Origin of the sequence: Pseudomonas azadiae, assembly GCF_019145355.1 — a bacterium.
Classification (GTDB): domain Bacteria; phylum Pseudomonadota; class Gammaproteobacteria; order Pseudomonadales; family Pseudomonadaceae; genus Aquipseudomonas; species Aquipseudomonas azadiae.
Genome location: NZ_JAHSTY010000001.1, coordinates 1,308,191 through 1,332,532 on the forward strand (window position 1 = coordinate 1,308,191; position 24,342 = coordinate 1,332,532).

At 60.7% G+C, this 24,342-nt stretch carries 25 protein-coding genes; 6 read left to right on the plus strand and 19 right to left on the minus strand.

Translation table 11 applies throughout. From position 1 onward, the window contains the following. Nucleotides 1-4: 4 nt before the first annotated feature. The 12 genes from KVG91_RS05850 to KVG91_RS05905 form a co-directional block, all read right to left on the minus strand. Complete coding sequence (locus tag KVG91_RS05850) at nucleotides 5-1,414, minus strand: circularly permuted type 2 ATP-grasp protein (RefSeq protein ID WP_169374816.1); 1,410 nt, start codon at nucleotides 1,412-1,414, stop codon at nucleotides 5-7. Nucleotides 1,415-1,874: 460 nt separating this feature from the next. Beyond that, on the minus strand, nucleotides 1,875-2,216 hold the full coding sequence (locus tag KVG91_RS05855) for a ribonuclease E inhibitor RraB (RefSeq protein ID WP_065873940.1): 342 nt from the start codon (nucleotides 2,214-2,216) through the stop codon (nucleotides 1,875-1,877). A 211-nt stretch (nucleotides 2,217-2,427) separates the two neighbouring features. Further along, entirely contained in the window at nucleotides 2,428-2,688 is a 261-nt protein-coding gene (locus KVG91_RS05860) for a hypothetical protein (RefSeq protein WP_169374815.1), read from the minus strand. An 80-nt stretch (nucleotides 2,689-2,768) separates the two neighbouring features. Next, nucleotides 2,769-3,374, minus strand: a complete 606-nt coding sequence (locus KVG91_RS05865) for an START domain-containing protein (protein ID WP_169374814.1) — start codon at nucleotides 3,372-3,374, stop codon at nucleotides 2,769-2,771. A gap of 40 nt (nucleotides 3,375-3,414) precedes the next feature. Further along, complete coding sequence (locus KVG91_RS05870) at nucleotides 3,415-3,669, minus strand: YkgJ family cysteine cluster protein (RefSeq protein WP_169374813.1); 255 nt, start codon at nucleotides 3,667-3,669, stop codon at nucleotides 3,415-3,417. Nucleotides 3,670-3,831: 162 nt separating this feature from the next. After that, nucleotides 3,832-4,308 (minus strand): translation initiation factor 2, encoded by a 477-nt coding sequence (locus KVG91_RS05875; protein ID WP_169374883.1) that lies wholly within the window; start codon nucleotides 4,306-4,308, stop codon nucleotides 3,832-3,834. 106 nt (nucleotides 4,309-4,414) lie between these two features. Continuing rightward, nucleotides 4,415-5,863, minus strand: coding sequence for an aminotransferase-like domain-containing protein (locus KVG91_RS05880; RefSeq protein ID WP_169374812.1), 1,449 nt, complete (start codon nucleotides 5,861-5,863; stop codon nucleotides 4,415-4,417). A 1,175-nt stretch (nucleotides 5,864-7,038) separates the two neighbouring features. Then, the gene (locus KVG91_RS05885) at nucleotides 7,039-7,854 is read right to left on the minus strand and encodes an OmpA family protein (RefSeq protein WP_169374636.1); all 816 of its coding nucleotides are present in this window, start codon (nucleotides 7,852-7,854) and stop codon (nucleotides 7,039-7,041) included. Next, nucleotides 7,851-8,213: a DUF4398 domain-containing protein gene (locus KVG91_RS05890; RefSeq protein ID WP_169374635.1), complete on the minus strand. Its 363-nt coding sequence runs from the start codon at nucleotides 8,211-8,213 to the stop codon at nucleotides 7,851-7,853. Before KVG91_RS05890 ends, KVG91_RS05885 begins: the two co-directional genes overlap by 4 nt. Nucleotides 8,214-8,222: 9 nt before the next feature. Beyond that, nucleotides 8,223-9,038: a substrate-binding periplasmic protein gene (locus KVG91_RS05895; protein ID WP_169374634.1), complete on the minus strand. Its 816-nt coding sequence runs from the start codon at nucleotides 9,036-9,038 to the stop codon at nucleotides 8,223-8,225. A 74-nt stretch (nucleotides 9,039-9,112) separates the two neighbouring features. Then, entirely contained in the window at nucleotides 9,113-10,042 is a 930-nt protein-coding gene (locus KVG91_RS05900; protein ID WP_169374633.1) for an electron transfer flavoprotein subunit alpha/FixB family protein, read from the minus strand. Between the two features lie 16 nt (nucleotides 10,043-10,058). After that, on the minus strand, nucleotides 10,059-10,808 hold the full coding sequence (locus tag KVG91_RS05905) for an electron transfer flavoprotein subunit beta/FixA family protein (protein ID WP_169374632.1): 750 nt from the start codon (nucleotides 10,806-10,808) through the stop codon (nucleotides 10,059-10,061). A 519-nt stretch (nucleotides 10,809-11,327) separates the two neighbouring features. On the opposite strand from KVG91_RS05905, the gene KVG91_RS05910 reads away from it, so the two are divergent. Beyond that, entirely contained in the window at nucleotides 11,328-12,992 is a 1,665-nt protein-coding gene (locus KVG91_RS05910) for an electron transfer flavoprotein-ubiquinone oxidoreductase (RefSeq protein WP_169374631.1), read from the plus strand. A 177-nt stretch (nucleotides 12,993-13,169) separates the two neighbouring features. On the opposite strand, the gene KVG91_RS05915 is transcribed toward KVG91_RS05910, so the two are convergent. Beyond that, complete coding sequence (locus KVG91_RS05915; protein WP_169374630.1) at nucleotides 13,170-14,063, minus strand: AraC family transcriptional regulator; 894 nt, start codon at nucleotides 14,061-14,063, stop codon at nucleotides 13,170-13,172. 180 nt (nucleotides 14,064-14,243) lie between these two features. Here KVG91_RS05915 and KVG91_RS05920 point away from each other — a divergent pair, with 180 nt between their 5' ends. Beyond that, nucleotides 14,244-15,296, plus strand: coding sequence for an NAD(P)-dependent alcohol dehydrogenase (locus KVG91_RS05920; RefSeq protein WP_169374629.1), 1,053 nt, complete (start codon nucleotides 14,244-14,246; stop codon nucleotides 15,294-15,296). Here KVG91_RS05920 and KVG91_RS05925 read toward each other — a convergent pair whose 3' ends face one another. From KVG91_RS05925 to KVG91_RS05950, 6 genes are all read right to left on the minus strand, one after another. Continuing rightward, nucleotides 15,297-16,100, minus strand: a complete 804-nt coding sequence (locus KVG91_RS05925) for an IclR family transcriptional regulator (RefSeq protein ID WP_169374628.1) — start codon at nucleotides 16,098-16,100, stop codon at nucleotides 15,297-15,299. It abuts the gene before it with no gap. Nucleotides 16,101-16,516: 416 nt separating this feature from the next. Then, entirely contained in the window at nucleotides 16,517-17,482 is a 966-nt protein-coding gene (gene araH / locus KVG91_RS05930) for an L-arabinose ABC transporter permease AraH (protein WP_076949984.1), read from the minus strand. A 17-nt stretch (nucleotides 17,483-17,499) separates the two neighbouring features. Further along, entirely contained in the window at nucleotides 17,500-18,999 is a 1,500-nt protein-coding gene (araG, locus tag KVG91_RS05935) for an L-arabinose ABC transporter ATP-binding protein AraG (protein WP_217894877.1), read from the minus strand. Continuing rightward, nucleotides 18,996-19,982 carry a substrate-binding domain-containing protein gene (locus tag KVG91_RS05940; RefSeq protein WP_217894878.1) on the minus strand — a complete coding sequence of 329 codons (987 nt, stop codon included), beginning with the start codon at nucleotides 19,980-19,982 and terminating at the stop codon, nucleotides 18,996-18,998. Before KVG91_RS05940 ends, araG begins: the two co-directional genes overlap by 4 nt. A 51-nt stretch (nucleotides 19,983-20,033) precedes the next feature. Then, nucleotides 20,034-20,855 carry an SDR family oxidoreductase gene (locus KVG91_RS05945; protein ID WP_169374704.1) on the minus strand — a complete coding sequence of 274 codons (822 nt, stop codon included), beginning with the start codon at nucleotides 20,853-20,855 and terminating at the stop codon, nucleotides 20,034-20,036. 340 nt (nucleotides 20,856-21,195) lie between these two features. Then, entirely contained in the window at nucleotides 21,196-21,675 is a 480-nt protein-coding gene (locus KVG91_RS05950; RefSeq protein WP_076949985.1) for a GNAT family N-acetyltransferase, read from the minus strand. 195 nt (nucleotides 21,676-21,870) lie between these two features. Between KVG91_RS05950 and KVG91_RS05955 the strand changes: the two genes are divergently transcribed. The 4 genes from KVG91_RS05955 to KVG91_RS05970 all read left to right on the plus strand — a co-directional run bounded on the left by KVG91_RS05955 (nucleotide 21,871) and on the right by KVG91_RS05970 (nucleotide 24,246). Then, nucleotides 21,871-23,067 (plus strand): MFS transporter, encoded by a 1,197-nt coding sequence (locus tag KVG91_RS05955; RefSeq protein WP_169374705.1) that lies wholly within the window; start codon nucleotides 21,871-21,873, stop codon nucleotides 23,065-23,067. Nucleotides 23,068-23,152: 85 nt separating this feature from the next. After that, on the plus strand, nucleotides 23,153-23,497 hold the full coding sequence (locus KVG91_RS05960; protein ID WP_169374706.1) for a hypothetical protein: 345 nt from the start codon (nucleotides 23,153-23,155) through the stop codon (nucleotides 23,495-23,497). A 51-nt stretch (nucleotides 23,498-23,548) separates the two neighbouring features. Continuing rightward, on the plus strand, nucleotides 23,549-23,815 hold the full coding sequence (locus tag KVG91_RS05965; RefSeq protein WP_169374707.1) for a hypothetical protein: 267 nt from the start codon (nucleotides 23,549-23,551) through the stop codon (nucleotides 23,813-23,815). 50 nt (nucleotides 23,816-23,865) lie between these two features. Then, nucleotides 23,866-24,246, plus strand: a complete 381-nt coding sequence (locus KVG91_RS05970) for a Rho termination factor N-terminal domain-containing protein (protein ID WP_169374708.1) — start codon at nucleotides 23,866-23,868, stop codon at nucleotides 24,244-24,246. Nucleotides 24,247-24,342: the final 96 nt, after the last annotated feature.

The window sequence follows — 24,342 nt, forward strand, 5'->3', positions numbered from 1 at the left end:
GGCATCAGTCCTCGACCACCCAGGTGTCTTTGGTGCCGCCGCCCTGGGATGAGTTAACCACCAGTGAACCCTCGCGCAACGCCACGCGGGTCAGGCCGCCCGGGACCACACGGGTGTCCTTGCCGGACAGCACAAACGGGCGCAGGTCGATATGGCGCGGCGCAATGCCGTTCTCGACAAAGGTCGGGCAAGTGGATAAACACAGGGTCGGCTGGGCGATATAGGCGTGGGGCTTGGCCTTGATCCGTGCGCGGAACGCTTCGATTTGCGCCGCCGTGGACGCCGGCCCTACGAGCATGCCGTAGCCGCCGGAGCCTTGGGTTTCTTTCACCACCAGGTCCGGCAGGTTGGCCAGGACGTGGGAAAGTTCGTCAGGCTTGCGGCATTGAAAGGTCGGAACGTTCTTCAAGATAGGCTCTTCATCCAGGTAAAAGCGGATCATCTCGGTGACGAACGGATACACCGACTTGTCATCCGCCACCCCGGTGCCGATGGCGTTGGCCAGCACCACATTGCCGCAGCGATAGGCGGCGAGCAGGCCGGGCACGCCGAGCATGGAGTCCGGGTTGAAGGCCAGCGGGTCGAGGAACGCATCGTCGAGGCGCCGGTAGATCACGTCCACGGCCTGCGGGCCGTCGGTGGTGCGCATGAACACGCGGTCATCGCGCACGAACAGGTCAGCGCCTTCCACCAGTTCCACGCCCATTTCCCGGGCGAGAAACGCATGTTCGAAAAACGCGCTGTTGAAGCGACCCGGGGTCAATACGACCACGCTGGGGTTATCCAGCGGGCTGGAGCTTTTCAGGGTGTCGAGCAGCAGGTTGGGGTAGTGGTCGATGGGCGCAATGCGCTGGGCGGCGAACAGTTCGGGGAACAGGCGCATCATCATCTTGCGGTCTTCGAGCATGTAGCTGACGCCGCTGGGTGTACGCAGGTTGTCTTCGAGCACGTAGTACGTGCCGTCGCCATCGCGTACGAGGTCTACTCCGGAAACTTGGGAATACAGATCGCGGTGCAGCTTTAAGCCCTGCATCGCCAGTTGGTATTGGTCGTTGGCCAGCACTTGTTCTGCAGGAATTATCCCCGCCTTGATGATGCGTTGTCCGTGATAGAGGTCGGCGAGAAACATGTTCAGCGCCTTGACCCGTTGGATGCAGCCGCGCTCGACCACTCGCCATTCGCTGGCCGGGATGCTGCGCGGGATGGTGTCGAAGGGAATCAGGCGCTCGGTGCCCTGCTCGTCGCCGTAGAGGGTGAAGGTGATGCCGGCGCGGTGAAACAGCAAATCGGCCTCGCGCCGGCGCTGGGCCAGCAGCTCGGCGGGGGTGTCGGCCAACCAACGGGCGAACGCGCGGTAATGAGGCCTGACCTGCCCTGCCCCGTCGTACATTTCATCGTAATAAGTGCGGATCATGCCGTACTCCTTGTCACCCGGACTCAAGAACCATCGCAAGGCCCGTGCCAGCGGCATAAACACTTAAAAAATCAGTGAGTTGAATAACAACCGGAATCTGCTCGCACCGTCCTGGTGCGCAGAATGCCCGGTGTAATGCCTCGCGCTTCATCACCATGCGGGCTTTGGCTATCAACCGCATAGCCAGAGTTGATTTCACTGCCCGGCGAAGCCCGCGGATAATCACCACACTCTGCTGAACAGGACGCGTCCTACAGCTAAACCCTTTGTGCCATCGGTAACGTCGTGCTTCGTGTACCGACCGACCTCCCGGTCTTCCCTTTCGGCCACCCTGCTCGGGTGGCCTTTTTTTTTGGTGCAGAAAAGGGCGACGCTAGTTCCGTAAACTTTCTGGCGCCACAAACAAAATCGGCCGACCCAAAGGTCAGCCGATACGCTGTGTTTCTCATACTACTGACTGCTACATGGGTAACCCACGCACCTCCTGCTTCACGCCCCACCCTTCGATGATCCCGCCCAGCGGCTCGACCACCGCCTCAAAGTCTTGCTCGAAGTCTCCTATGCCGTCGTAGGTTGCAGACATGATTTTGCTCAGCTCCAGGTACCAGGCACCATCGTCGCGCGCACTGACCTGGGCATTCAGCGATTCCCCACGAAACTCACCCGCAGCCCTGCGCGCCCGTTCCTCATCCGGGAAAATGGCGTAAAACTCAATGGGGTGAAAACGCGAAAAGTCGAAGCCGCCTTCTTTCATGCGGCGCAGAACGTTGGTGCTGATGTCTTCTTGATAGGCTGTGCTCATGAAAAGTGCTCCTAAATGATGGATAGACTTTCCGTGCTCTCCTGGCCCGCGCCTTACTGGCGCGGGTGCTACGGCGATACAAGCACCGCTGGAAAACAAGCATGTAGCTGACAAGACCAGACCTTTAGCGATTCATTCGCTGATCTCACTTGCAGAGTAGCGCGAAGCTATCACCTCCACCAGAGGCGCTTGAAGGGTGTACAGCAAATGTTCAGGCGGCGGGTTCGACCTTGAGGTCTTTGATACCATTTTGATCATGCAGGCTTTTGACCGTGGGATCGGGCACACGATCGGCAAGATCGTTGAGGTCCAGCTTTTCCAACACCGGTGACACACGCACGCGCACCAATTGTGCGGCTTCTTCCAGCGTCGGCTCATGCGCGCAGTCGAATTGCTCGACTACCGGCTCACCACGGTCATTGATGAAAGAAATATTCCACTTCGGCATCGGTGCCTCCTCGATAAAACCCATGTGTGGGCTCACCTCTATCTGGACCTTGAGGGCTCGACAAACGTTCCACTCAAGGCCGAAGGCACCGGATCAAACGCCGGTTATTTTTCAGCGTGATCTTTCAAGGCCTTCAAGGTGTTGAACGGCGCCTCCACCACGAACTTGTTGGCCAGCCATGACGGCACGCTGCCGCCTGGCTCGGTGTGCACCTGATAGGTCACTTCAGTCTGGTCGGCGCCCTTGGGGACCAGCTTCCAGAACCCCTCCACCTGAGCGACACGCACATAGCCTTTTTCTTCAGGCTTGTAGGTCGGTACGCCCTGCAAGGTGCGGGTGACGCTGCCGTCGGCGTTCCTGGTGGTTGTGACATGGATATACGAGTCACGATCGGTCACCGGGAACGGCGCCTTGAACTGCGTGTAGGTCCAGGCCTCGTCGCCTTTCCTGTCGACCAGCTTCTGGGATTTGCACTCGTGAATCCAGGCGCAGGCACCCGCCACGTCTTCCTGCAAGGCAATGATCCTGGCCACAGGCGCCTTGATCAGGGCCACACCGCGATACGCCTTGTACTTGGAACCGGCCACTTCGCTCAGGGACACCTTGATGCCGTCTTCGTCCTTGGCCACTTGCCAATCTTCTGCCTGGGCAGCAGCCGCAAACACCAGCGTAAAACCGCACAGCACAGCCATTTGTTTCAGCGAACCCATGGGTGTATTCCTTATTGTTGAAGGTCGGGTAGTAAGCCCATCAAGCCGCCGTTATCTGCTCCCACCAGCCGATCAACCGGATCGCATCGGCCTGGTCGGTCCCGCAGACATCGATATCCGCCTTGAACTCGCCGCACACCGTCGGTCGCTCGGGCTGCCCGAACAGCAGGCACAGCTGTTCGACCGACAGGTGCAGGCAGCGCACGCCAGCCGGTTTGCCCTGTGGCATTCCCGGCAAAGGCGAGCTGATGGAGGGGGCGATGCAGCAGGCACCACAGCCTTCACGGCAATTCATGATCAACAGGTTCTCGACGACTCAATGGGATGGCCGGGCTAGAGTACGCCCTTAAACAGCCGTTTTAAAATGGTCTAACAGGGGTTTTTCGCCGAAATCAAAAGTGACCGGCCAGTCTCCGACACATGGTCGTCGGCCCCGCGCCGCCATTGTTTGAAACGGTTACTGTTTGAACTCGAATTCCAACGCCGCACCTTCCACATCACGCCGCTCTTCGTTGCGCAACTGCAGCTTCATCTCATTACTGAGCAGACGGCCGTTGATCTGGAACGCGCTGTTGTCAGTGGGCTTCTCGCCAAACATGGGCGGCAGCAGAGGCACGCTCTTGGGCTTAGGCAGGGTGCCAACAGGTTCCAGATGCCTGACCATGTCCGACGGCAGTGACAGATCCAACTGTGCCGGTGGCAATTGTGTCTGCGCCACTTCACGGGACGACTTGGACTTACGGGCCGCACGTTTCTTGGCTTTGGCGGTTTGCTTCTTCACGGCAGGCGCTTTGATGGCAGGGGCCGTCTTTTTCGCGGCGGTCTGTTCAGCGGCGGGCTTGGAATCGCTCACAGGTGCTGCCGCCAGCGCTGAGCTGACGTTGCACAGGCCTAACAAGCCAATCACCAAAACAGCGCGAAAAATAGAGGTCATATTGCCTACAGCATTTACGGCAGATGCCCATATGCTCGCTTGTTGTGCACGCCATGACAAGCGCAGTGATCAGCGTGCTATAGGATTTTTCCCTTTGACGCCCTACTTACGCCTCAAGCGCAGCCGCCGCCGTTTCCTGGCAGAGTTGGCTGGCAAGCATCCCCAGGGTCATCAGCGCGCGCTCTGCCTCGCGGTTCCAGGGCGTGCCGCAATTGAGGCGAATGCAGTGGTTGAACTGCTCGGTGTTGCTGAAGATCAACCCCGGCGCAATGCTGATGCCCTGTTGCAGTGCACGTACGTGCAGTTCCTGGGTATTGACCCGTCCGGGCAAACTGACCCACAGGATAAAGCCGCCGGTCGGACGGGTCATCTGCGTGCCTTCCGGGAAATATTGCTGCACCGCCAGCTGGAAAGCGCTGAGGTTCTTGCGGTATTCCTGGCGGATGTAGCGCAAGTGGCGGTCGTAGCCGCCGTTTTCCAGGTAAGCCGCAACGCCCATCTGGGTCACGCTGCACGCGGAATGGGTGCTGAACATCTGCAGGCGCTGGATTTCCTGCTGGTACTTGCCGGCAATCATCCAGCCGATGCGCACGCCCGGCGACAGTGTCTTGGAAAAGCTCGAGCAATAGATGACCCGGTCCAGGCGGTCATAGGCTTTCAGCGCCTTGGTGCGGCCGAGTTCGAACATCAGCTCGCCGTAGATATCGTCCTCGACAATCTGGATATCGAAATCCGAGGCCAGGCGCAGCAACTGTTTCTGCCGCTCCTCGGGCATGGTGCCGCCCAGGGGGTTGCTCAGGCGCGTGGTCAGCACCAGCGCCTTGATCGACCATTGGTTGGCCGCCAGTTGCAGGGCTTCCAGGCTCATGCCGGTCGACGGGTCGCTGGGGATCTCGATGACCTTGAGGCCCAGCAGGTCGGCCAACTGCAGCAAGCCGTAATAGGTGGGCGACTCTGCGGCAATCAGGTCGCCGGGCCGCGTCAACACCCGCAGCGACATCTGCAGCGCGTCGACGCAACCGTGGGTGATCACTACTTCGGAAGGGTCCACCACCACGCCGGCGTCACGCATGCGGATCGCCACTTGGCGGCGCAGCGGTTCGAAACCGGGACTGAACATGTAGCTGAACGCCCGTGGGCTCTGGAACCGTGTGACCTTGGCCAACTGCTGGTGCAGCGCACGCACCGGCAGGTAGTCCACGCTGGGCACGGCGGCGCCCAACGGGAATACACCTTCGCGGCGCGACTCGCCCAACACCTGCTGGATAATGCTGCTGCGGGTGACCAACCCAGGGCGCTCGACCCGTGCTATGTCCGGCGTCGGCGCGGTGAGCGCGGGCGTCTGGTGCACGTAGTAGCCGGACTGCGGCCGTGCCCGGATCAGCCCCTGGTCTTCGAGGTTGGCGTACGCCTGCAGCACCGTGGCATGGCTCACGTTCAACTGGGAGCTCATCTTGCGCACCGAAGGCACGCGCTCGCCTGGTTGATAGACACCGCGCCGGATATCCTCAGCCAGTTGCTGGGCGATACGTTGGTAAAGCAACAGATTGGTCATGACGCAGCACTCGATTTCACGGGTATTTTATTTTTGTGTGAAACATACCGGCACAGTTTAGAAGTGTACGGGGACAGTTGCCACAATAGTCGAGCGCAGGCGGGAGTGACAGCAAAAACTGTAAGACTGGCGCAGAGCAAATGTGGGAGCGGGCTTGCCCGCGATGGCGGTGGGTCAGTGAATAATCCGGTGACTGACACGCCGCTTTCGCAGGCAAGCCAGCTCCCACAGGGATGGCAGGTGTTCAACCTTCTTGTGTCTGGCACTGAAAACTGTGGGAGCGGGCTTGCTCGCGAAGGCGGCGGGTCAGTGAATAATCCGGTGACTGACACGCCGCTTTCGCAGGCAAGCCAGCTCCCACAGGGATGGCAGGTGTTCAACCTTCTTGTGTCTGGCGCTGAAAACTGTGGGAGCGGGCTTGCCCGCGATGGCGGTGGGTCAGTGAATAATCCGGTGACTGGCACGCCGCTTTCGCAGGCAAGCCAGCTCCCACAGGGATGGCAGGTGTTCAACCTTCTTGTGTCTGGCACTGAAAACTGTGGGAGCGGGCTTGCTCGCGAAGGCGGTGGGCCAGTGAATAATCCGGTGACTGGCACGCCGCTTTCGCAGGCAAGCCAGCTCCCACAGGGATGGCAGGTGTTCAACCTTCTTGTGTCTGGCGCTGAAAACTGTGGGAGCGGGCTTGCTCGCGAAGGCGGTGGGTCAGTGAATAATCCGGTGACTGACACGCCGCTTTCGCAGGCAAGCCAGCTCCCACAGGGATGGCAGGTGTTCAACCTTCTTGTGTCTGGCGCTGAAAACTGTGGGAGCGGGCTTGCCCGCGATGGCGGTAGGTCAGTGAATAATCCGGTGACTGACACGCCGCTTTCGCAGGCAAGCCAGCTCCCACAGGGATGGCAGGTGTTCAACCTTCTTGTGTCTGGCGCTGAAAACTGTGGGAGCGGGCTTGCCCGCGATGGCGGTGGGTCAGTGAATAATCCGGTGACTGACACGCCGCTTTCGCAGGCAAGCCAGCTCCCACAGGGATGGCAGGTGTTCAACCTTCTTGTGTCTGGCACTGAAAACTGTGGGAGCGGGCTTGCCCGCGATGGCGGTGGGCCAGTGAATAATCCGGTGACTGACACGCCGCTTTCGCAGGCAAGCCAGCTCCCACAAGTTAGATTTGGGCCAGTCTGTCAGCGGGCGGCGCCCAGTTGGCCTTTTTCGTCAGAGAACACGATTTCCACGCGGCGGTTCTGTGCCCTGCCCCGTTCGGACGCATTGGCCTCCACCGGGTACTGGTCGCCATAACCTTCGACCTGAATGCGTTTTTCGTCGATCCCCAGGTCCTCCAGCACATCCGCCACCGACTGCGCGCGGTCGCGGGACAGCTTGAGGTTTTCGCGCTCACCGCCGGTGTTGTCGGCATAGCCCTCGATGCGCACCACGCGCTTGGGGTTGAGCTGCAGGAACTGGACGATTTTCAGCACGGTGCGGTTGGCCGAGTTTTTCAGCTCCGCTTCGCCCGTATCGAACAGCACGTCGCCCAGGGTCGTCACCAAGCCGCGATCGGTCTGGGTGGTGGTCAGGCTGGCGATCTGTTCTTCGAGCCACTTGCCCTGCTGCTGCACACTGATCAGCTTGCTTTCACGCAGGGCCAGTTGCAGGCGCTGACGTTCCAGTTCGAGCTTGGCGCCGCGCTCTTCGTTAAGCGCCTGCTCGGTGTGCTCACGGGCGATGGCGCTGTAGCGCTGGCTCAGGTAGGCGTAATGCACCACGTCCGCGCCGCTGCCCCAGTAGCTGGACAAGCGGTCGGCGCGAGCCAGGGATTCACCCGCGCGGATGACATCCTTGGGTGCAATGCGCAACACATTGGCGTCTTCCTTGACCTTCTGAAAGTCGCTGCCCGCCTGCTGCAAGGCCTGCTCGCCACTGGGATGGCTGGCGCAACCACCCAGCACGGCACTGCCCAGCAGCACGGCACAACCCAAACCACGGATCATCGGGCTCATTGTGCTTCTCCCAATTGCAATTGCTTGCGCAGGCGTGTGATGCGGGTATTGAGCACGTTGAGTTGTTCCTGGCTCTTGCGGGTCAGCACCCGGGCTTCGGCCAGGCGCGCGTCCAGCTCGGCTTGTTCGGCCTGCATGCGCGCGTCCTTGTAGGACTGGTCAGCCATGTCGGCCTTGGCCTGGGCGAATTTGTCCTCGGCCAGTTTCAGTTCGGGTGAATCGTCCTTGCTGGCGCCCACCGCGCTGGCTTGCTCCAAGGCTTGCTGGGTGAGACGCATTTGTTCATTCGGCGCAGGGTCGGCTGCACATCCCGCCAGAGCGACAACGGCGAGGGCCGCGAAAAGAGGTCGAAGAGTCACTGAAAATTCCTACTTTGTTTGGGTGCCGACGGGCTGCTGCAATTGTGCTTTCCAGCGCTCCAGATTGCGCTGCAGCGCGGTTTGCGCCACACCGGACGTCTGCAATTCTGTCATCTTTTTGGCAAGCTGTCCGCGCAACCACGGATCATTGCAAGCCGAGTTGTGGGAAATCGCCAGGTACAGGCCCGGCTGATCGATCGGCACGTCGCGGGCGATCAGGTCATTGCTCATGCCCAAGGTCTGCGCCATGGCCATGCCGGAATACCGCCCGGCCAACACGTAGTCCACCTCCCCCAGCAACAGTTTCTGAAACGCCGGAGTCAAGCTGGGAAAGCGCTGCAGCGTCAGTTGCTGGCCGGCGAAGATTTCAAATTCGCGGGTCAGGCGGGCGCGCTCCGACAGGGCACCCTTGAGGCCATGCAGATCGGCAGCCGTGGCGTAGACCAGCGTCGAATCCTTGCGTGTCCAGACCAGATAATCGGTTTGCACCAGCGCCGGGTGGATGTAGTCGAGGGTTTCCAGCTCGCCGATGGCCAGCGGTGCATCGGCGAGGATATCCATGCGCCCAGTGCGCACTTCTTCCAGGGCCAGGGAACGCCTGCCGCCGTAGAGCAGGTCGATTTTCAACCCCAGATCCTTGGCCACCTGCTGTAACACATCGGCGGTGGCGCCGATCAAATGCGTGGGGTCTTGCGGGTCACGCCAGAGTAACGGCGGTGCGTCCGGGCTGCCGGTGATCACCAGGCGATCGCATTTGCCGGCGGCCAGCGACAGCGTCGGCAGTAGCGTAAGGCCCAGCAGCAGGGTCAAGCGGCGCAGTTCCATGGCAAGATGCTCCAACAAAGTCAAAAAAAAGCCCGGTCACAAGGACCGGGCTCTTTATAAGTGAAGCGACTGGATTAGACCACCTTCTCCAACTCGGGTACGGCTTCGAACAAGTCCGCCACCAGGCCGTAATCGGCCACCTGGAAGATCGGTGCTTCTTCGTCCTTGTTGATCGCAACGATCACTTTGGAGTCTTTCATGCCGGCCAAATGCTGGATCGCGCCGGAGATACCGACCGCGATATACAGCTGAGGCGCGACGATCTTGCCGGTCTGACCGACCTGCATGTCGTTGGGCACAAAACCTGCGTCGACCGCCGCGCGGGAAGCGCCGACCGCGGCACCCAGCTTGTCGGCCAGGGCGTACAGGTGCTTGAAGTTGTCACCGTTCTGCATGCCACGGCCGCCGGAAACGACGATCTTGGCAGCGGTCAGCTCTGGGCGATCCGACTTGGCCAGCTCTTCGCCAACAAAGCTGGAGGTGCCAGCGTCATGGGCAGCAGCGACGGCTTCAACGGTAGCCGAGCCCCCTTCGGCGGCAACCGGGTCGAAACCGGTGGCGCGTACGGTGATGACTTTGACCGCAGCATTGGACTGTACGGTCGCGATGGCGTTACCGGCGTAGATCGGGCGCTTGAAGGTGTCGGCGCTTTCAACCGAGATGATCTCGGAGATCTGGTCAACGTCCAGCTGCGCGGCAACGCGTGGCAGGATGTTTTTGCCGTTGGAGGTGGCGGCGGCCAGGATGTGGCTGTAGCCCTTGCCCAGCTCGGCTACCAGCGGTGCAACGTTTTCCGGCAACTGATGCGCGTAGGCGGCATGGTCAGCGTTCAGGACTTTGCTGACACCGGCGATTTTCGCGGCGGCTTCAGCCACCGGGCCAGCGCCAAGGCCTGCAACCAGCACGTGGATGTCGCCACCGATTTTAGCGGCAGCGGCCACGGTATTCAGGGTGGCCGGGGCCAGCACCTTGTTGTCGTGCTCTGCGATTACGAGGATAGTCATGATCCGGCTCTCCAATTCAAAGCACCTTCGCTTCGTTTTTAAGTTTCTCGACCAGTTCAGCCACCGACTTGACCTTGATGCCTGCGCTGCGAGCAGCCGGCGCTTCAACCTTGACGGTCTTGTTGGTGGAGGCGGTGGAAACGCCCAAAGCTTCTGGAGTCAGCGACTCAAGCGGCTTCTTCTTGGCTTTCATGATGTTGGGCAGCGACGCATAGCGCGGCTCGTTCAAACGCAGGTCGGTAGTGACGATGGCCGGCAGTTTCAACGAAACGGTTTGCGCGCCGCCGTCGATTTCGCGGGTGACCGCAACGGTGTCGCCGCTCACTTCGACTTTCGAAGCGAAGGTGCCCTGGCCGTAACCGGTCAACGCAGCCAGCATCTGGCCGGTCTGGTTGTTGTCGCTGTCGATGGCCTGTTTGCCAAGGATCACCAGCTGCGGCTGTTCCTTGTCGACGACAGCCTTGAGCAACTTGGCCACGGCCAGGGAGGTCAGGTCTTCAGCGGATTCAACCAGGATGGCGCGGTCGGCGCCCAATGCCAGGGCGGTACGCAACTGCTCTTGAGCAGTGGTCGGACCAATGGACACCACGACGATTTCGGTCGCCACGCCTTTCTCTTTCAGGCGTACGGCTTCTTCCACGGCGATCTCGCAGAAAGGGTTCATCGACATCTTGACGTTAGCAAGGTCGACGCCGGAATTGTCCGCCTTGACGCGAACTTTCACGTTGTAATCGACAACGCGTTTGACAGCTACAAGAACCTTCATGGATTCCTCGTTACTCTCCGGTGAAAAGAAAGTCGCCTAGGCGAACCTGGCGGTTGATGCTCATCGGCACACAAGGGCACCTCCAAAAACGTCGGCGAGTGACGCAGCGATGAGCAAGTAATGACCGTTCGTCAGGGGTGACCGAGAAGTCATTCTTTATCGCAGCGTGTAAACTGCGCGCCATCGTGAGGCGCGCGTCACCTGCATTGCTTTTGGACGTGCTCTTGAAACCAGCAGTCTGCCTACGGTAAGCGCAAAACCGACCGTATATTGACCGGAACGCCTATTCTGGTCAATACAGCAAAATAGCCCGTCATAAGCCGCACCACTTTGATTTACCTAGCCTGCGGGCAATTCAAACAAACGTTTGTATTGGACGCTGACAGTGGTGTAGATATAATGCGCCACCTAGAGAGAAAGGTGAGTCATCCCCTGCTATTTGGCACAGTGATGATGGACACGACACCGAACCTCCATCCATTAGAAAAAGCCTGTTGAGCCTTGAGTAGGAGATAGCCTGTGGAACGCGAATACATGGAATTCGACGTGGTCATCGTCGGCGCCGGCCCGGCGGGCCTGTCCGCCGCCTGCCGACTGAAGCAGAAGGCCGCCGAAGCCGGTAAGGAAATCAGCGTCTGCGTGGTCGAGAAAGGCTCCGAAGTCGGCGCGCATATCCTGTCCGGTGCCGTGTTCGAACCACGCGCCCTGAACGAACTGTTCCCGGACTGGAAAGCCCTCGGCGCCCCGCTCAACACGCCCGTGGTGCGCGATGACATCTATGTACTGCGCAGCTCAGAAGCGTCCACCAAGGTGCCTGACTTCTTTGTGCCCAAGACCATGCACAACGAAGGCAACTACATCATCTCCCTGGGTAACCTGTGCCGCTGGCTGGCCCAGCAGGCCGAGAACCTGGGTGTGGAAGTCTACCCAGGCTTCGCCGCCCAGGAAGCGCTGTTCGACGAGAACGGCGTAGTGCGCGGGATCATCACCGGCGACCTCGGCGTCGACCGTGAAGGCAAGCCCAAAGAAGGCGTCTACACCCCTGGCATGGAACTGCGCGGCAAATACACGCTGTTTGCCGAAGGTTGCCGTGGCCATATCGGCAAGCAGCTGATCAAGCGCTTCAACCTGGACAGCGACGCCGACACCCAGCATTACGGTATCGGCCTCAAGGAAATCTGGGAAATCGACCCCGCCAAGCATCAGCCAGGCCTGGTGGTGCACACCGCCGGCTGGCCGCTGGACATCATGGGCAACGAGAACACCGGCGGTTCGTTCCTTTACCACCTGGAAAACAACCAGGTGGTCGTGGGCCTGATCGTCGACCTGTCCTACAGCAACACCTTCCTGTCGCCGTTCGACGAGTTCCAGCGCCTCAAGCATCACCCGGTGCTGGCCCAATACCTGGAAGGCGGCAAGCGCATCAGCTACGGCGCCCGCGCCTTGGCCAAGGGCGGCATCAATTCGCTGCCGAAGATGGTGTTCAAGGGCGGCGCGTTGATCGGCTGCGACCTGGGCACGATGAACGTGGCCAAGATTAAAGGCAGCCACACCGCCATGAAGTCAGGCATGCTCGCGGCCGATGCCGTGGCCGAGCGCCTGTTTGCCGAGTCTGAAGGCGGCGACGAGTTGACCAACTACGTTGAAGGTTTCAAAGCCAGCTGGCTCTACGAAGAGCTGTTCGCCAGCCGTAACTTCGGCGCGGCGATGCACAAGTTCGGTCCGATCCTCGGCGCCGGCTTCAACTGGTTCGACCAGAACATCCTGGGCGGCAAGATGCCGTTCACCCTGCACGACACCAAGCCGGACTACGCTTGCCTGAAGCTGGCCAAGGACAGCCAGAAGATCGACTACCCCAAACCCGACGGCAAGCTGAGTTTCGACAAGCTGAGCTCGGTGTTCATCTCCGGTACCAACCATGAAGAAGAGCAGCCGTGCCACTTGAAACTCAAGGACCCGAGCATCCCGATCGGCACCAACCTGCCGCTCTACGATGAACCGGCGCAACGCTACTGCCCGGCCGGCGTGTACGAAGTCATCACCCAGGAAGACGGCGAGAAGCGCTTCCAGATCAACGCCCAGAACTGCGTGCACTGCAAGACCTGTGACATTAAGGACCCTTCGCAGAACATTACTTGGGTGACGCCGGAAGGCGCGGGTGGGCCGACTTACCCGAATATGTAAGGCGGTTGCTTGAACGAAAAGGCTCCCAGACCGGGAGCCTTTTTTATGGTCAACACAAATCAAATGTGGGAGCTGGCTTGCCTGCGATAGCGGTGGGTCAGCCATGCATAAGGCAGCTGATAGACCGCCATCGCAGGCAAGCCAGCTCCCACATTGAACGGGTTAAAACAATAAGATTTATGCCACCCGCTCTTCGCCGGGGTTGCGCTCGAAGTAACGCTTGTATTCACGGCTGAACTGCGAAGTACTTTGGTACCCCACACTGTGCGCCGCCTGCGCCACGCCCATGCCTTCCACCAGCAGCAACTGCTGGGCCTTGAGCAGGCGCAGACGCTTGAGGTACTGCACCGGCGACAACAGCGTGCAACGCTTGAAGTGCTCGTGAAACGTCGATGCACTCATATGCGCATAACCCGCCAACGTCTCGATATTCAGCGGCTCGGCGTAATGGGCATGCAGGTGATTCAACGAGGTGGCAATCCGCGAAAACTGCCCCTGCTGCTCCACCAATGCGCGCAGCACATCGGCCTGCGGCCCGCGCAACGCGGTGAAGAGTAATTCGCGCACGCGCGCCGGGCCCAGGATCCGGCTTTCCAGCGGATCGTGCAGGCACTGCAACAGCCGCTCGACACAACCGCGCATGGCATCATCGAGCACCACCGAACTCATCGACGCCAGGGTCTGCGCCGTCGGCGGTGGCCCGGCCTGAATGCCCATGGCCATCACCAACTCGCCCAGCATCACGCGATCAATCCCCACCGTCACGCCCAGCAGGGGTGCATCGGGGGCCATGGCAAAGGTCTCGCACTCGAACGGCACCGGCATCGCCTGGATCAGGTAATGCCCGGCGCCATACTCCAGCGTACGCGGGCCCAGGTAGGCAACTTTGCTGCCCTGGGCCACGAACATCAGGCTGGGTTCGTAGATCTGCGGGCCGCGCGCCACGTCGCAACTGGCGCGCAGCACCTGCACGCCGGGAAGGTGGGTGGGCGAAAAGCCGTCGCGGGGCGTAAGCCCTTCTATCAAGGCAACCAGCGTGGCGTTGGCGTCGAGATGGCGGGTCAACATCATGGCAAAAAACTTCGCTGAAAAGGGATGAGAGCATCATCGCAGGTCCGGGACACAAAAATCCAAACACGGGGCACTCCCGGACGAATAGGCATGAGACTCGGAGCAATCACTATGGCCGCACCCAGAGGCGGCACGGAAAATGGCCCACCTCACTGTTCACTGCTTTTGCGAGGTTTCTCCATGTATACCGCCATCGGTTACGCCGCCCAGTCGGCCACCACTCCCCTCGCCCCCCTGTCGTTCCAGCGCCGCAGCCCGCGCGTCGACGACGTGGCAATCGAGATCCTCTACTGCGGCGTGTGCCACTCCGATATCCACCAGGCGCGCAACGAATGGGGCATTGCCGTGTACCCACTGATGCCGGGCCACGAGATTGTCGGCAAGGTCACCGCCGTCGGCGCCAACGTCACCGCCCACAAGGTCGGCGATCTGGTGGGCGTCGGCTGCATGGTCGATTCGTGCCGTCATTGCGACGCGTGCAAATCGGACCTGGAGCAATACTGCCTCGAAGGGCCGACCATGACCTACGCCACCCCGGACCGGGTAGACGGCAGCAACACCATGGGCGGTTATTCCGACAGCATCGTGGTCAGCGAACACTTCGTGGTGAAGATCCCGGCCACGCTCGACCTGGCCAGCGCCGCGCCGATCCTGTGCGCCGGCATCACCACCTACTCGCCGCTCAAGCATTACGGCGTGAAGGCCGGCGATAAGGTCGGGGTGCTGGGCATGGGCGGCCTGGGCCACATGGGCATCAAGTTCGCCAAGGCCATGGGCGCCGAAGTGACCCTGTTCACGCGCTCGGCGAGCAAAGCCGAGGAAGGCCGTCGCCAGGGCGCCGACCATGTGATCGTGTCCACCGACGCCGAACAGATGAAAGCCGCTGCCGGGCACTTCGACTTCCTGCTGGACACCATTCCGGTGCAGCACGACCTGAACCCCTACCTCGACGTATTGCGCTTTGACGGCGTGCACATCCTGGTCGGCCTGATCGAGCCGGTGGACCCGCCCGTCAACGCGGCCAAGCTGGTGCTGGGCCGTAAAGTCCTGGCCGGCTCGCTGATCGGCGGCATTGCCGAAACCCAGGAAGTCCTGGATTTCTGCGCCGAGCACGGCATCACCTGCGATATCGAAATGCTCGACATCCGCCAGATCAACGAGGCCTACGCCCGCATGATCGCCGGTGATGTGAAGTACCGTTTTGTCATCGACATGGCGACCCTCAAGGCCTGATCAGGCCTTCGCGCCCAACTCTGCCGAGAGCCGTGCTGCGACCCGTTTGATCACGGGGATCAGCTCGGCCATTTTCTCCAGCGGCATGTAGGGCACGGTACTGGCGATGCTGATGCCGGCGACGATACGCCGGCTGGCATCGCGCACCGGTGCCGCCACGCAGCGGATCGACGGTTCGTTGTCTTCCAGGTCGAACGCATAGCCGCCCCCCACGTATTCACGCATGCGCTGCTCGAACTGTGCCCAGGATTGCTCCGGGTGCTGCGGCCACTGCAGGTTTTTGCCACCCTCCGGCAAGCTGGTTTCGTAGAGGCGCCGCCATTCTTCGGCCGAATCATCCAGCAACATCGCTTTGCCCACCCCGGTGCGTGCCAGGGGCATGCGATGACCGACCCGCGAACGCATTTCCGGGCCGTAGCGGCCAGGGTTCTTGTGCAGGTAAAGCACGTCGTCGTATTCGCGAATGGCCAGGTGGATGGTGTCGCCGGTCAGCGCCGACAATTCATCCAGATACGGGATGGCCAGGGTCACCAACGGCAGCTCTTCGCGCGCCTGGAAACCCAGCTCGATCAACTTGGGCCCCAACAGGTAACCAACCTGCGGCACCACGCGCAGGTAACGCTCGTCCACCAGGCAGCTGGCCAGGCGATGGGTGGTGCTGCGGGTGGTGCCGATGCGCTTGGCGATCTCTTTGAGATCCCGCGCACCGGCCGCCACCGCCTGCACCACGCCCAGGCCACGCAGCAAGGTCTGGGTGCCGGTGGGGGCGGCTTCTTTGACGGGGATGTGGGGGGTTTCCTGCATATCGGGCCTATTGGGAAGTACGAAAACGGCGCCATTATGGCAAAAGGTCAACCTGAATACTGAGGAGATCCAAACTGCGGGACAGGCTTTCTATGGGAGCTGGCTTGCCTGCGATACAGACGCCTCGGTCTCTCAGTCAGACCGAGGTGATGCTATCGCAGCATAGGTATCTACACATCTTTGTAGTGAGCGGGCTTGTCCCGCGCTGGGCTGCGAAGCAGCCCCAAACCAGGCGATCGGATTCTCCCTGAAGCTCGGCGATGCCTTTATTGGGGCGGCTTCGCCACCCAGCGCGGGACAAGCCCGCTCACTACAGAGAGATTTGTCAGCCCTTGAGGGTTGTGTAGATACCTATGGCTATCGCAGGCAAGCCAGCTCCCACAAAAAAGCCAGCACACACCTTCACATGGCAGGATTCAGCGTTGCTTCATGCGGTCAATGATCACCGCCAGCAACAGGATCGAACCCCGGATCACATACTGGTAAAAGGTATCGATGTTCTTCAGGTTCATCGCATTCTCGATGATTGCCAGAATCAACACCCCGGCAATCACATGGCGAATCATGCCGATGCCGCCACTCAACGACACCCCGCCCAGCACGCAGGCCGAGATCACCGTCAGCTCGAAGCCCTGGCCGATCATCGGCTGGCCCGAAGTCATGCGCGAGGCGAGGATCACCCCGGCCAGGGCGCCGATCAACCCGTGCACGGCAAAGATGATGATCTTGGTGCGATCAACGTTCACCCCGGCCAGCAACGCCGCTTCCTGGTTGCCGCCGATGGCCATGGTGTTGCGCCCGTACGTGGTGTAGTTGAGCAACCAGCCGAAAAACACAAAGCACAGCACGGTGATGATGATCGGCACCGGCACGCCCAACAGTTGGCCGTTGCCGAAGACGAAGAAGTCCTCGTTCATCACCCCCACCGCCTTGCCGTTGGAGAAGATGTAGGCCAGGCCGCGCACGATTTGCATGGTCGCCAAGGTTGCAATCAGCGCGTTGATGCGCAGCTTGGCGATCACGATGCCGTTGATCAGCCCCACCACCAGGCCCATGGCCAACGCGGCCGAAACGCCGAGGACTACGCTGTCGGTGTCGCGAATCACGATGCCCGCCACCACGCCGGCACAAGCAATCACCGAACCTACCGACAGGTCGAAGTGCCCCGAAGCCAGGCAGAACAGCATGGTGCACGCGGCAATGCCCACCGTGGAAATCGCCAGACCCAGCCCGCGCATGTTCAACGGCGAGAGGAAGTTGTCGATAAACAGCGCACTGAGCGCAAAAATCCCCAGGGCAGCCAACAGCATCACCCAATCATCGAGGAACTTGCGCTGGTTGAACGCCGGCCAGAAGCCCTTTGCAGTTTTTACCTCAGACATCATTCACCTCGAATTCTTCAAGCCCGCGAACGCGGGAGAGCCAGTTGCAACAGCCGTGCTTCATCCGCCTGGTCGCGCGTCACTTCGCCGGTCAGGGCGCCCTCGCTCATTACCAGGATACGGTCGGAAATGCCCATGACTTCCATCAGGTCGCTGGACACCACGATCACCGCGATGCCACTGGCCGCCAGGTTATGGATGATCTGGTAGATCTCCGACTTGGCGCCGATATCGATGCCACGAGTCGGCTCGTCCAGCAGCAGCACTTTCATCGGCATTGAGAGCCAGCGACCCAGAATGGCCTTCTGCTGATTGCCGCCTGAGAGGTACATGATTTTCTGTTCGGCATTCGGCGTTTTGACTTTCATCGCGTTGATTTGCTGGTCGGCGTTGCGCTTTTCCCAGCCGTCGCGCAGCAACCAGCCAAACGTGGAATGCGCGCCGCGTGCGCTGATGTTGATGTTCTCGGCCACGCTGGACAACGGGATGATGCCCTCCTTCTTGCGGTCTTCAGGGCACAGCAGCACACCGGCGGCGATGGCATCGCGCGGTGAGCGCAGCTGCAGGCTTTCACCGCACAGTTCCAGCTGTCCCGCCGTGGTGCGCGTCAATCCGCTCAGCAGCCGAAACAGTTCGGTTCGCCCCGCGCCCACCAACCCGAAGAGGCCGAGAATCTCGCCTTTGCGCACGTCAAAACTGACCGGCTCACGCAAGCCCGGGCCAAGCAAGCCCTCGACCTTGAGCGCCACCTCGCCATGCTCACGCGGGCGATAGTCGTAGATGTCCTGAATATCGCGGCCGACCATGCACGTCACCAGTTGGTCATGGGTCAGCGCGCTTATGTCCTCGAACGTGCGCACGTAGCGCCCGTCCTTGAACACCGTGACGGCGTTGCAGATGCGGAACACTTCTTCCATGCGGTGCGACACATAGAGCACCACTTTGCCCTCGTCACGCAGGCGCGTGATGATCGCCATCAAGCGGTCGATCTCGCGCGCCGAGAGGCTGCTGGTGGGTTCGTCGAAGGCGATCACACGGGCGCCACGGGACAGCGCTTTGGCAATTTCCACCAACTGGCGCTGGCCGAGGGAAAGCCGACCGAGCTTTTCGTCGGGATCGATTTCATCGGCCAGGCCCTTGAGGCAAGCCAGCGCCTGCTTGCGCAACTGGCTGCGATTGACCACACCGAACCGCGTCGGCAAATGCCCGAGGAACAGGTTCTCGGCCACGGTCATTTCCGGCACCAGGTGAAGTTCCTGGTGGATCACCGCGACGCCGCTGGCGATGCTGTCAGCAGCGCACTTGAACGCCATGGTCTGCTCGCCGATCTGCAGCGAGCCACTGCTCGGGGTGTAGGCCCCGCCGAGGATCTTCAGCAGGGTCGACTTGCCCGCGCCGTTCTCGCCCATCAGCGCGTGCACCTCGCGCGGCCGCGCTTCAAAGCTGATCTGCGCCAGGGCTTTCACACCGGGAAACTCCTTGCCGATGCCGTTGAAACGCAAGGCCGCGCCGGTCATTTCCAGAGCCCGATTTTGGTCAGTTCTTCCTGAAAGTTGGCACGGGTGATCAGGGTCACTTCATCCATGGCGGTGTATTTGGCCGGTTCCTTACCGGTGGTGACCCACTCGTACATCGCCAGCGCCGTGTTGTAGCCCTCGATGTGCGGGCTGGGCAGCATCGAGCCAAAGAACCCACTGTCGGCTTTTTTCAGTTCGCCAATGGCGTCGGTGCCATTGATGCCGATACCAATCACGTTGGCGGCCTTGAAGCCGGCGCTTTCAGTGGCACGTACGCCGCCGAGCACGGTGTTGTCGTTCATGCCGCCGATGATCAGGTTTTTCGCGCCGCTGGGCAGCTTGACCAGGGCCGAGTTGGTGGCGTCCATGCTGCCAGGAACATCAAGGGTCTTGAGCGCGGCGGTAAGGATGTGGTCCTTGGGAATACCGGCTTCTTCCAGGGATTTGATCGAACCGTCGGTGCGCTTTTTGCCGGTATCAAGTTCATTATAGGTATTGATCACCGCGTAGGTGTCTTTCCAGTCCCAGCCGCGTTTCTTCGCTTCGGCGGCCATCGCGGCGCCCTGCTTCTGGCCCACTTCAAACGCGGCCATGCCCAGGTACGGCACGTCTTCCATGAAGTTGCCCTTGGCATCGACAAAGCGATCATCCACCGCCATGACTTTCAAGCCGTTGACCTTGGCCTTGGCAACGATCGCCGGGCCCAGGGACACATCCGGCGGGCAGATCACGAAGCCCTTGGCGCCGTTGGCGGCGAGGCTGTCGATGGCCGAGAGGGTCTTCTCGCCATCCGGCACGGCGATCTTGATCACGGTGAAGCCGTGTTCCTTGCCGGCTTTTTCGGCGAAGGCCCATTCGGTCTGGAACCAGGGTTCTTCAGCCTGTTTGACCAGAAAACCGATCTTCACTTCTTCGGCGGATGCGACGGCACTGAGGCTGCTGAGTGCAACAGCGGCAGCGAGAACGCGTAGAGCTTTTTTCATGAACGGCACCTCTTGTTGTTATTGGTGGTGGTGAGTGGCGAGCGGCAAGTCCTAATCGTGGTACATCACAGACCGCCCGCCATCGATCATCAGGCAGGTGGCATTGATAAAGGGCGCCTCGTCGGTCGCCAGGAACAGCGCGGTCATCGCCACTTCGATCGGCTGGCCGATGCGCTTGGGCGGGTGCAGGTCAAACGCGCGTTGGCGTTCGGCGTGGGGGTCAGGGAAACCGTTCCAGTAGTCGACGTTGAGCTGGGTTTCGATATAGCCCGGCGCAATGGCATTTACGCGCACGCCCTTGGAGGCATACTCGACGCCCAGCGCACGGGTGAGGCCGAGCAGGCCGTGCTTGGCGACGGGGTAAGGAAAACAGCCGGGAATGATGTGGCTGGAATGGGTGGAGGCGATGTTGATGATGTTGCCGATGCCCTGCGCGATCATGTGCGGCAGCACCGTGCGGCAGCCGAACCAGGCGCCGTCGAGGTCGATGGCGAAGCAGCGGCGCCAGTCTTCGTCGCTCATTTGCAGCGGGTCGCGGAACACGTTGACGCCGGCGCAGTTGACCAGCACATCCACGCGGCCGAAGCGCTCGATGGCCAGATTGACCAACGCCTGCCATTGCTCTTTGGACGTGATGTCAACGGACTGCGCGTGGATCTCGGCACCGCGTTCGCGCCAATGGGCGGCGACGCGCTCGACCTTCTCGGCCTGGATATCGGCAATGACCAACCGCGCCTGCTGGGCCTGGAAACACGCGACGATGGCCTCGCCAATGCCCTGGGCGGCGCCGGTGATGATCACGACCTTGCCTTTGAGCCGTTCACCGTAAGTGGGCTCGGGCACGGCGGGGAGTGACAACGGTTGTGCCTGCATCGCTTCACCTGTTTTATTTTTGGCAGTGAGTGCTGATGCAGCCGACTATAAACCCATCATTTGAAATATCTCAATATATAAATTTGCATCCCATATTGTGATCATTTCAAAAAGTAATGCGGATCAGGCTTTGTTTGGAAGCTTGCCTGCGATAGCGATCCTTGTAGTGAGCGGGCTTGCCCCGCGCTGGGCGGCGAAGCCGCCCCGATACGAACACTGCGCAGTTCCAGATACAACCCAGTCGCTTGGTTTGGGGCGGCTTCGCCGCCCAGCGCGGGCGGTGCGACGATTCGACAAGCCCGCTCACTACAACGTATAGGTGCCAAGGGCGGAATGTGCTTCAGCCGAGGGCAAAATCCCGCAGCGCATCGCCTTCCATGCGATAACGCACCCACTCCTCCTGCGGCTGGGCGCCGATGGATTTGTAGAAGGCAATCGCCGGCTCGTTCCAGTCGAGCACGCTCCATTCAAAGCGCCCGCAACCGTTGTCGAAGGCGATCTTCGCCAAGTGGCGCAGCAGCTTCTTGCCGGCCCCGCCGCCGCGCTGCTCCGGGTTGATGTAGAGGTCTTCCAGGTACAGGCAGTTGCTGCCCAGCCAGGTGGAATAACTGAAAAAGAACACCGCGAACCCAATCGGTACACCGTCTCGCGAACAGATCAGGCCATGGGCGGTAGCGCCTTCGCCGAACAGGCTGCGCTCGATGTCCACCACGCTGGCGATCACTTCATGCCGCGCCTTTTCGTACTCGGCCAATTCGGTGATGAACGTCAGGATCTGCGCAGCATCGCTGGGCACGGCGGGGCGAATCTCGATGGTCATGGGCGAACCTTGGGCAATTTCAAAGCCCACATATTAAGGCGCTTTTGTGACTGATTGCAGCGCAATTTCATTATGCCCAGGCCTGGCGCATTACTCCGTCAGCGAGTAACGCTGGCACCACCAACCACGCAACAATCGGCAGCGGCACGCATGCTAAAAAGCCAGGCATGCCATCAATGACTTCCAGGATGCTTCATGCAATCCAAATCCCCGGTGAGCAGTCGCCTGTTCGGCCTGTTTTGCCTTGCCAGTTTTCTGCTGTCGCTGTCTTATGGCTCGACCTTTCTATTGTCGCTGCTGATTCATACGCGCGGTGGCAATGAGCACGACGCGGGCAGTGTGATTTCCACGGCGATGCTGAGCACCTTTGTGGCCGTGGTGATCTCCGGCCACTTATCCGATGCGCTGGGCGCGGCGCGAGCGGTTGCCGGAATGGGCCTGTTATTGGTGGTGGCGTGCCTGGGCTTTGCGCTGACCCCCGGGTTTGGCCAGGGCTTGAGGGTGTTCGGCCTGGCCCTGGGCCTGGGTTGGGGCGTGTTCTACACCTTGGGGCCCATCATCGTGACCCTGTTGGTGGCACCGCAGCACCGCGCCAGGTACTTTGCGCTGCTGTCTGGCAGCATGATGAGTGGCATCGGTGCCGGACCACTGCTGGGGCGGGCGGCGAGCGCGCTGGGCTTGCCGCTGACGACCGCCTTCCACATTGCCGCCTGTGCGAGCCTGGTCGGCGTGCTGATGTTTTGGCGCCTGGGCACCCGTCTCAAGCAGCAAGGCACTGCGCCGGTGGCGAAGATCTCGTGGGTGGCTGCCCGCCGGGTACTGTCTTCCAAAGCCGCGTTCGCGATCCTGATGGTGGGCCTGGGTGGCTGTGTATTCGGCGGATTGTCATCGTTCCAGACCAGCTATGCGGCGGCGCAGTCCTTGGACTATTCCTTGTTCTTCCTGGGCTTCCTGAGCGCGGCGATTACCAGTCGTTTATTGATTGCCGGGTTTGTGGTCAAGCGTGATGCCTATGTGACCGCCTGTGTGTTGTCGGGCCTGATGCTGGTCTCGGTGCTGATGTTTGCCTTCACGGTGTCGGGAACCTTCAGTTATCTGCTCGCGGCGATCACCCTGGGCGTGGGCTACGGCCTGACGTACTCGGTGATCAACGGGCTGGTGGCCAATGAAGCGCCGGCCGGCACTACGTCCCAGGCGTTGTTGCTGTTCAGCTTGGCGTATTTCGTCGGCGTGTTCGGCTTCCCGCTGCTGGCGGGGCACATCATCGTGACCTATGGCCTGCCGTCACTGCTGCTGAGCCTGGTGGCGGTGGCATTGTTCAACTGGTTGATCACCCTTGCACGGCTGATCTGGCGACGGGCGTCGCCACATAAAATCTTACAGCTGCCATAGGACCGTTCGTCGCCACCCAGGCACAAACGGCAAATCGAGGCTGACCAATAGAGGGTAAGGACATTAATCATATGGAGACACCCTCATGAAAAATTCCAAGTTTGCCGCCCTCGCCCTCACGGGTCTGTTGTCCGCCGCGTCGCTGAGCGCCTTTGCCGCCGACTCTTCCACCGGCAAGACCGATCCGGTCGGCAGTCCGCCAAGCCCGGCCACCCAGGAATCCCAGGATTCGATGGGCACCGGCCTGGACACCAATGGTGGCGCCATCATCGATAACGGCGCCGACCCACGCACCCGTGGCCAAGACACCCAGCGCCAGGCGCCCTCCGCTGTCGGCAACGGCAAGATGGGCCCAGGCGTCAACCAGCCCGGCGTCAACAAAGGTGACGACTCCAACATCCCGGGTGCGCCAAAACAGCCTGCGCCTTGAACCATCGGACGCAAGACGCACACCCGATCATTTACCAATGAAGAGGTACGCATGAACGTCGATAGAAACCTTGAAAAAGAAGTCCTCAGTCGCCTGCTGCACGCCCACCCACAGGGCTTGGGCAAGGAGGTGCTGGACAACTACCGCGGCGAAAAAGAGGTCGCCAGTGTCTTGGCGTTCCTGCAGGACCGCGGGCTGATCAGGGACGGGAATGTGGCCACTGATGATGCCGGTGAATACGCGTTGAACCTGCCGATCAAGCTGACGGCGTCTGGCGTGGATGAGGCGCGCAAGCTCGAGGGCCAAAGCGCTCATTAATCCATGTGTCTGCTCTGGCCCCGTTGCATGGGGCCGGAAGGAGTATCGTGATGCCTCGTGGAAGCAAAGCCAAATACACCGAAGAACAGAAGCACAAGGCTGCTCATATCGAAGAAAGTTACGAGCATAAAGGCCTACCCAAGGATGAAGCCGAAGCCCGCGCCTGGGCCACCGTCAACAAACAGTCCGGCGGTGGCGAAAAGGCCGGGGGGTCGGGCCAGCGCAAGGCGCCTGCCAGCAAAGCCACGGACCGGCATGAGTCGGCCAGGCGCGCCGCCGTCAGTCGCGAGGGGAAACCACGCAGCAGCCGTGCTTCCTTGGAGACTCAAACCAAGGAGAGTCTACTTAAGGAAGCGCGGGCCAAGGATATTCCGGGGCGCTCGACGATGCGCAAAGACGAGCTCATCGAAGCGCTGAAAAAAGCCGGATAATCAGATAACCCTGTGGGAGCGGGCTTGCCCGCGATGGCGGAGTATCAGCCACCTTACCCGGTAGTGACCCACCGCTATCGCGGGCAAGCCCGCTCC

What these genes read in the sequence shown, in the direction of transcription:
- KVG91_RS05925 (WP_169374628.1), bottom strand. Translation starts at nt 16,100, where the DNA reads ATGCAGGAAACCCCCCACATCCCCGTCAAAGAAGCCGCCCCCACCGGC.
- KVG91_RS05950 (WP_076949985.1), bottom strand. Translation starts at nt 21,675, where the DNA reads ATGACCATCGAGATTCGCCCCGCCGTGCCCAGCGATGCTGCGCAGATC.
- KVG91_RS05945 (WP_169374704.1), bottom strand. Translation starts at nt 20,855, where the DNA reads ATGCAGGCACAACCGTTGTCACTCCCCGCCGTGCCCGAGCCCACTTAC.
- KVG91_RS05865 (WP_169374814.1), bottom strand. Translation starts at nt 3,374, where the DNA reads ATGGGTTCGCTGAAACAAATGGCTGTGCTGTGCGGTTTTACGCTGGTG.
- KVG91_RS05955 (WP_169374705.1), top strand. Translation starts at nt 21,871, where the DNA reads ATGCAATCCAAATCCCCGGTGAGCAGTCGCCTGTTCGGCCTGTTTTGC.
- KVG91_RS05920 (WP_169374629.1), top strand. Translation starts at nt 14,244, where the DNA reads ATGTATACCGCCATCGGTTACGCCGCCCAGTCGGCCACCACTCCCCTC.
- KVG91_RS05895 (WP_169374634.1), bottom strand. Translation starts at nt 9,038, where the DNA reads ATGGAACTGCGCCGCTTGACCCTGCTGCTGGGCCTTACGCTACTGCCG.
- araH (WP_076949984.1), bottom strand. Translation starts at nt 17,482, where the DNA reads ATGTCTGAGGTAAAAACTGCAAAGGGCTTCTGGCCGGCGTTCAACCAG.
- KVG91_RS05970 (WP_169374708.1), top strand. Translation starts at nt 23,866, where the DNA reads ATGCCTCGTGGAAGCAAAGCCAAATACACCGAAGAACAGAAGCACAAG.
- KVG91_RS05870 (WP_169374813.1), bottom strand. Translation starts at nt 3,669, where the DNA reads ATGAATTGCCGTGAAGGCTGTGGTGCCTGCTGCATCGCCCCCTCCATC.
- KVG91_RS05880 (WP_169374812.1), bottom strand. Translation starts at nt 5,863, where the DNA reads ATGACCAATCTGTTGCTTTACCAACGTATCGCCCAGCAACTGGCTGAG.
- KVG91_RS05905 (WP_169374632.1), bottom strand. Translation starts at nt 10,808, where the DNA reads ATGAAGGTTCTTGTAGCTGTCAAACGCGTTGTCGATTACAACGTGAAA.
- KVG91_RS05860 (WP_169374815.1), bottom strand. Translation starts at nt 2,688, where the DNA reads ATGGGTTTTATCGAGGAGGCACCGATGCCGAAGTGGAATATTTCTTTC.
- KVG91_RS05915 (WP_169374630.1), bottom strand. Translation starts at nt 14,063, where the DNA reads ATGATGTTGACCCGCCATCTCGACGCCAACGCCACGCTGGTTGCCTTG.
- KVG91_RS05850 (WP_169374816.1), bottom strand. Translation starts at nt 1,414, where the DNA reads ATGATCCGCACTTATTACGATGAAATGTACGACGGGGCAGGGCAGGTC.
- KVG91_RS05875 (WP_169374883.1), bottom strand. Translation starts at nt 4,308, where the DNA reads ATGACCTCTATTTTTCGCGCTGTTTTGGTGATTGGCTTGTTAGGCCTG.
- KVG91_RS05855 (WP_065873940.1), bottom strand. Translation starts at nt 2,216, where the DNA reads ATGAGCACAGCCTATCAAGAAGACATCAGCACCAACGTTCTGCGCCGC.
- KVG91_RS05960 (WP_169374706.1), top strand. Translation starts at nt 23,153, where the DNA reads ATGAAAAATTCCAAGTTTGCCGCCCTCGCCCTCACGGGTCTGTTGTCC.
- KVG91_RS05900 (WP_169374633.1), bottom strand. Translation starts at nt 10,042, where the DNA reads ATGACTATCCTCGTAATCGCAGAGCACGACAACAAGGTGCTGGCCCCG.
- KVG91_RS05885 (WP_169374636.1), bottom strand. Translation starts at nt 7,854, where the DNA reads ATGAGCCCGATGATCCGTGGTTTGGGTTGTGCCGTGCTGCTGGGCAGT.
- KVG91_RS05940 (WP_217894878.1), bottom strand. Translation starts at nt 19,982, where the DNA reads ATGAAAAAAGCTCTACGCGTTCTCGCTGCCGCTGTTGCACTCAGCAGC.
- araG (WP_217894877.1), bottom strand. Translation starts at nt 18,999, where the DNA reads ATGACCGGCGCGGCCTTGCGTTTCAACGGCATCGGCAAGGAGTTTCCC.
- KVG91_RS05965 (WP_169374707.1), top strand. Translation starts at nt 23,549, where the DNA reads ATGAACGTCGATAGAAACCTTGAAAAAGAAGTCCTCAGTCGCCTGCTG.